This window comes from Arenimonas malthae CC-JY-1, from assembly GCF_000747075.1.
In the GTDB taxonomy this organism is placed as follows: Bacteria; Pseudomonadota; Gammaproteobacteria; order Xanthomonadales; family Xanthomonadaceae; genus Arenimonas; species Arenimonas malthae.
In genome coordinates this window covers 1-6,431 of record NZ_AVCH01000050.1, presented here as the reverse complement: position 1 = coordinate 6,431, position 6,431 = coordinate 1, and the positions used below count along the sequence as shown (strand labels likewise).

General features: G+C 71.8%; 5 protein-coding genes and 1 pseudogene. 2 read left to right on the top strand and 4 right to left on the bottom strand.

The features are described 5' to 3' along the window. Both N790_RS16670 and folC read right to left on the bottom strand, forming a co-directional pair. Positions 1–360, bottom strand: a pseudogene (locus N790_RS16670) (SPOR domain-containing protein); the annotation flags it as partial. Between the two features lie 62 nt (positions 361–422). Next, positions 423–1,670: a bifunctional tetrahydrofolate synthase/dihydrofolate synthase gene (gene folC, locus N790_RS03490; protein WP_043800800.1), complete on the bottom strand. Its 1,248-nt coding sequence runs from the start codon at positions 1,668–1,670 to the stop codon at positions 423–425. Positions 1,671–1,734: 64 nt separating this feature from the next. Between folC and N790_RS16285 the strand changes: the two genes are divergently transcribed. Continuing rightward, complete coding sequence (locus N790_RS16285) at positions 1,735–1,902, top strand: hypothetical protein (RefSeq protein ID WP_169742138.1); 168 nt, start codon at positions 1,735–1,737, stop codon at positions 1,900–1,902. 27 nt (positions 1,903–1,929) lie between these two features. On the opposite strand, the gene N790_RS03485 is transcribed toward N790_RS16285, so the two are convergent. Together N790_RS03485 and serA are read right to left on the bottom strand one after the other, a co-directional pair. Further along, a complete protein-coding gene (locus tag N790_RS03485) occupies positions 1,930–2,577 on the bottom strand; it encodes a histidine phosphatase family protein (protein ID WP_043800797.1) in 648 nt (215 codons plus the stop codon). Further along, on the bottom strand, positions 2,577–4,139 hold the full coding sequence (gene serA / locus N790_RS03480; RefSeq protein ID WP_043800794.1) for a phosphoglycerate dehydrogenase: 1,563 nt from the start codon (positions 4,137–4,139) through the stop codon (positions 2,577–2,579). Before serA ends, N790_RS03485 begins: the two co-directional genes overlap by 1 nt. Positions 4,140–4,623: 484 nt before the next feature. Between serA and N790_RS03475 the strand changes: the two genes are divergently transcribed. Further along, the coding region (locus N790_RS03475) for a M13 family metallopeptidase (RefSeq protein ID WP_043800791.1) at positions 4,624–6,431 on the top strand (1,808 nt) is incomplete at its 3' end.

Below are 6,431 nucleotides of genomic sequence, written 5' to 3'. Positions count from 1 at the left end.
CTGCGGCTGGCCGGTGGCGGCGTCCACCGCCTGCAGCGGCGCGCCGTCGTCGGCGGGCTCGCTGAAATCAACGCGCGGCGCGGCCTCGGTGCCGGCCTCGACGGTGGCCACGGCGTTCGGGTCGTCCGGCGCGGCGGGCACGCCCAGCACGGCTTCGCCCTCGCCCAGCGGTTCGGGCGCGGCCAGCGGCAGTTCGCGGGTCTCGAATTCCTGGTCCGGCGCGTCCGGCATGGACAGCGGCACCTGGGCGGCGTCCGGTTCGCGGACATCGGGCCCCTGCAGCAGCATGGGCAGGAAGATCATCGCCAGCGCCACCAGCACGGCGGCGCCGATCAGGCGCTGTTTCAGGGCGGAATCCATCGGGGCTTCGGTCCGGCCGGAGGGGTGGCGCGAATTATAGCCGGTGTGGCCGCCCGGCCGGTTCAGCCTTGGGCGAGCGCGGCGGCCACGGTGTGGAAGGAGCCGAACACCAGCACGCGGCCGTCCGGGCCCGCCTGCAGCGCGGCGGCGGCCAGGGCCTCGGCCAGGCTGCGGTGCGGATGCAGGATCTCGGCCGGCAGGTGCTCGGCCAGGCGCCGGGCCAGCTCGTCCACCGGCAGGCCGCGCGGGCCGGCGTCGGTGATCGGCCCCAGGTGCCAGGCGCGCAGGTGCGGCGCCACCGGCGCCACGATGCCGCCCATGTCCTTGTCTGCCAGCGCGCTGAACACCGCCACGGTGTGCCTGGGATTCGCCTCCAGCCAAGCGGCCAGCTGGCGCGCGCCCTGCGGGTTGTGGGCCACGTCGAGCACGCGTTCGGGCGAACCCGGCAGGCGCTGCAGGCGGCCCGGCAGGCGGGCGTCGCGCACGCCGGCGCGCAGGGCCTCGTCGGGGATGGGCAGGTCGAGCGCGCGCAGGGCGGCGATGGCGGCGGCGGCGTTGCCGCGCTGCGCCGGGGCCGACAGCGCGGGCTCCGGCAGTTCGATCTCGTAACCGGGCTCGCGCCAGCGCCAGTGGTCGCCCAGGTCGTCGACGAGGTAATCGGAATGGCCGCGGATGGCGAAGGCGCCGATGGCATAGGCGCGCCGCAGCACCGACGACGGCGGGTCCTTTTCGGCCAGCACGCAGGGCTTGCCGGCGCGCAGGATGCCGGCCTTCTCGGCGCCGATGCTTTCGCGGTCGTCGCCCAGGTAGTCCTGGTGGTCCAGGTCGACGGTGGTGATGATGGCCACGTCGGGGTCGACGATGTTGGTCGCGTCCAGCCGTCCGCCCAGGCCCACCTCGAGGATGGCCAGGTCCAGGTCCGCGGCCTCGAACAGCATCAGCGCCGCCAGCGTGCCGAATTCGAAGAAGGTGAGCGGGATTTCGACGCGGGCCGCCTCGATGCGTTCGAAGGCCGCCACCAGGGCCTCGTCGCCGGCCTCGGCGCCGTCGATGCGCACGCGCTCGTTGTAGCGCAGCAGGTGCGGCGAGGTGTAGGCGCCCACCTTCAGGCCCGCGGCGCGGGCGATGGCCTCCAGGAAGGCCACCGTCGAACCCTTGCCATTGGTGCCCCCCACCGTGGCCACGTGCCGGCCGGGCCGGCCCAGGCCGAGCCGGCGGGCCACTTCGCCCACCCGCTCCAGGCCCATGTCGATGGACCGGGGGTGGACGGTCTGCTGGTAGTCCAGCCACTGCGCGAGGGTGCGTTCCATGCGCCGATTATCCGCCGGCGGGGGCCGGTAAGGTAATCTGGCGGGAAGACAACCAAGGATTTCCGTGGCCAAGCCCAACTACTCGTTCGAAAAGCGCCAGCGCGAGCTCGCCAAGCAGAAGAAGAAGGCCGAAAAGGAGGCCGAGAAGGCCGCGCGCAAGCGCGCCGGCCAGCCGGAGCCCCAGGGCGGCGACGAACCCGGCGACGAACCGGCCCCGCCCGCGGCCGGGTAAGCGCCCGCGCGGCCCCTGCCGGGCGCCCTAGAGCGCCCGGTGCACCGCTTCGCCGAACAGCGCGGTGTGGTGGTTGCAATCGTTGAGCCGCACCACTTCCAGCGCGTTGGCCGTCGGCCCCTCGAGCAGGTTGATGGTGGTCGGCGCCTGCCGGAACGACCACAGCCGCGACAGCGGCAGCCCCAGCACGCGCGCCAGGATGACGCGGTTCACCGCGTCGTGCGCCACCACCAGCAGGGTGTCGTCCGCGCCCAGGCCCTCGCAGGCCCGGGCGAAGGCCGGCCAGGCGCGGTCCAGCACCTCCACCAGCGATTCGCCGCCGCCCGGCATCTGCACCGTTTCCGGCGCTTCGCGCCAGGCGCGCAGGCGGTTCGGGTCGCGTTCGCGGATCTCGGCGGCCAGCAGGCCCTCCCAGTCGCCGTGGGCGATTTCCTGCAGGCCCTTGTCGAGCTGCAGCTGGCCGGCGCGGGCTTCGCCCAGTGCAATTTCGGCGGTCCGGCGCGCACGGGAAAGCGGCGACGACACCGCGCGGTGGATGGGCACGCCGGCCAGGCGCTGGCCCAGCAGGCGCGCCTGGCCCTCCCCGACTTCGGACAGGGCGATGTCGCGCTGGCCCTGGTAGCGGCCCTCGGCGTTCCACGGCGTTTCCCCGTGGCGGGCAAGCAGGATGCGCATCAGGGCTGCTCCATCGACAGGATGCCCGGGATGCCGCGCAGCGAGGCCAGCTGCGGCGCCGGCACCTCGCGGTCCACGGTGATGGCGGCCACGGCGCCGCCGTCGCCGGTGGCGCCGAGCGAGAAGTTCACGATGTTCACGCCGGCCGCGCCCAGGTGCGAACCGACCAGGCCGATGACGCCGGGCTTGTCCTCGTTGCGCATGAGCAGGATGTGCGCGAGCGGGTCGAAATCGAGCTCGACGCCGTCCAGGCGCACCACCCGCGGACCACGGTGCAGCGTGGCCTCGATCTCGCGCACCTGGTCGCCGCCCTGCACGCGGATGCGCAGCAGGCGGTCGAAACCGTCGCCGTCGCCGCCCAGGGTTTCGGCCACTTCCAGGCCGCGCGCGGCGGCTTCGTGCAGCGCGTTCACCGGCGTCACGCGGCCCGACGCCGAACCCATCAGCGCGGCCACCAGCAGGCGCGTCAGCGGACGCGTGTCCAGGCCCTCGGTGCGGCCGGCATAGGTCACCTGCAGCTTCACCGGCGCCGGCACCAGGCGCGCGGCGAGCTTGCCCAGCGCGGTCATCAGCGGCATCCAGGGGCCCACTTCACGCGCGGTTTCCGGCGTGAGCGGCGGCAGGTTGACGCAGCCCGCGACCGCGCCGGTGGCGACGAAATCGATGATCTGGCGCGCGAGGATGGTGCTCACCGCCTGCTGCGCCTCGCCGGTGCTGGCGCCCAGGTGCGGGGTGAGCACCAGGCGCGGGTTGCCGCGCAGCGGCGAATCCTTGGGCAGCGGCTCGGTGGCGAAGGTGTCGAGCGCGGCGCCGGCCAGGTGGCCTTCGTCGAGCAGGCGCAGCAGCGCTTCTTCGTCCACCAGGCCACCGCGGGCGGCGTTCACCAGGAACGCGCCGCGCTTCATGCCGCGCAGGCGGGTTTCGTCGAGCAGGTTGGTGGTTTCCTTGGTGCGCGGGATGTGCAGCGTCACCACGTCGGCCCAGGCCAGCAGGTCTTCCAGCGACATCAGCGGCACGCTGCCCTTGCCGGCGGCGGCGGCGGGCAGGAAGGGGTCGTGCGCCGCCACTTCCATGCCGATGCCCTGGGCCTTGCGCGCCACCGTGGCGCCGATGCGGCCCAGGCCGATCACGCCCAGCTTCTTGCCTTCGAGCTCGAAGCCAGTGAGCCCGGCCTTGGGCCATTCGCCCGCCTTCATGCCGGCGTCGGCGCGCGGCACGTGCCGGGCCAGGGCGAACAGCAGCGAGATGGCGTGTTCGGCGGCCGCCAGCGTGTTGCCGTCGGGCGCGTTCATCACCGCGATGCCACGCGCGGTGGCGGCCTCGACGTCGATGGTGTCCACGCCGGCGCCGGCGCGACCAATCACGCGCAGCTTCGGGGCGTTGGCCAGCGCCTCGGCCGGCACCTGGGTGGCCGAACGCACCAGCACCGCGTCGAACCCTTCCAGCTTCGCCGCCAGGACCTTGGGATCCTTGATCGGCTCGCTCACCTCGACCGTCCATCCCGCCTGGCGGAACAGGGCCAAACCATCCTCGTGGATACCATCACAGGCCAGAACACGCATACCGCTCTCCTTTTTCACGACGGGGGAGACCGACGCGCCGCCCGCTGCCGGGCGGGCGCACCGGGCTCGGGTTCAGGCCCTGGAAACGCCGACGGCCGCGGAAGCGGCGCGCGTGATGCCTCGGGAAACCACCGTCTGCCGCTGCGCCGTGGCGCGGGCAAGGAGGACCGGCGCCGAACGGCGACCGGAACGCGCGGATGCGCTGTGACCTTCAGAAAGCCGATGCGGAAACACAACAGCGGCGTGACTGCGGGTCTGGAGACGGGGCTTCTTGAGCATGGGAGTCCAGGACCTACCAGCCCACCATACAGAAAGCCGGAGCCAATGAAAATCGGCCCGGTATGGCCCAACCCAGGTAGCGAGGTCGGCCTTTCTTCGGCAACGCCGAAGCCTTCACATGCCAAAACCATGACCAATGGCCTACTCCCCCGCCACCCGCTTGCCCTAGGCTCGACCCCTTCGTTTCCCGTCCCGAGACCCGCCCATGACCTTGCGCCTGAAGCCACTCGCCCTCGCCCTGTCCGCCACCTTCGTGCTCGCCGCCTGCCAGAAGGCCGAAGCCCCGGCGGAAAGCGCCGCCGCGCCGGAAGCCCCGAAGCTTTCGGTGGATCTTTCGCAGGTGGCGCAGCAGCCCATTTCGTTCAAGGCCGAAGACCTCGACACCAGCATCCAGGCCTGCCAGGACTTCAACGGCTTCGTGAACTCCAAGTGGCTCGCCGCCAACCCGGTGCCGGGCGACCGCACCACCTGGGGCGCCTTCCCGGCGCTGGGCGAACGTTCCCTGCAGGTGCAGCATGAAATCGCCAAGGCCGCCGCCGCGGGCCAGTGGCCGGCCGGCAGCATGGAACAGAAGGTGGGCGACTTCTTCGCCGCCGGCATGGACGAGGCCGCCATCGAGGCTGCCGGCCTGGCGCCGATCCAGCCCGAGCTCGACCGCATCGCCGCGCTCACCGCGACCAGCGACATCCCGGCCTACCTGGGCCAGGCCTATGCCTCGGGCCAGGGCATGCTGTTCGGCTTCTTCGCCATGGCCGACTACAACGACTCGGCCACCAACATCGCCTACGCCATCCAGGGCGGCCTGTCGCTGCCCGAGCGCGCCTACTACCTGGAAGACCGCGAGGACTACCAGGCCGCGCGCATCGCCTTCGTCGAACACGTGGCCAAGCTGCTGCAGCTGGCCGGCGCCGACGAGGCCACCGCCAAGGCCCAGGCCCAGCAGGTGATGGACTTCGAAACCCGCCTTGCCAAGGCCTCGCTGGGCCGCCTGGACCTGCGCGACCCGGCCAAGCGCTACAACCCGGTGGCCCTGGCCGACGCCGACGCGGCCACCCCGAACTTCAGCTGGACCGCCTTCTTCGCCGCGCTCGACGTGCCGGCGCCGCAGACCTTCTCGCTGGCCACGCCGGACTTCTTCAAGGAGTTCGACGCCATGCTGGCCGACGTGCCGCTGGAGCAGTGGCAGACCTGGCTGCGCTTCCGCACCATCGACGGCGCTTCGCCCTACCTGGGCAGCGCCTACGAGCGCGCCAACTTCGAGTTCTACCGCCAGACGCTGGCCGGCCAGAAGGAGATGCCCGAGCGCTGGAAGCGCGTGCTCGGCACGCTCAACGCGTCGATGGGCGAAGGCTTCGGCCAGCTCTACGTGGCCCAGGCCTTCCCGCCGGAGTCCAAGGCCAAGATGGAGCAGCTGGTCGGCAACCTGATGCAGTCGCTCAAGCACCGCCTCGAGGGCCTGGCCTGGATGAGCGAGGAGACCAAGGCCAAGGCGCTGGAGAAGTGGTCGTCCTTCACCCCGAAGATCGGCTACCCCGACAAGTGGCGCGAATGGGACGGCCTGGCCGTGTCGCGCGAAGGCTACGCCGCCAACGTGATGGCCGCGGCCGCCTTCAACATGCGCTACATGCTCGACAAGATCGGCCAGCCCGTGGACCGCACCGAGTGGGGCATGAGCCCGCAGACGGTGAACGCCTACTACCGCGCCACCGCCAACGAGATCGTGTTCCCGGCCGCCATCCTGCAGCCGCCGTTCTTCGACGCCAATGCCGACGACGCGCTCAACTACGGCGGCATCGGCGCGGTGATCGGCCACGAGATGCTGCACGGCTTCGACGACCAGGGCAGCAAGTTCGACGCCACCGGCAACATGGCCAACTGGTGGACCGAAGAGGACCGCGCCAAGTTCGAGGCCGCCGCCGCCAAGCTGGCCGACCAGTACAGCGGCTACGAGGCGCTGCCGGGCCTGTTCGTCAACGGCAAGCTGGGCCTGGGCGAGAACATCGCCGACCTCGG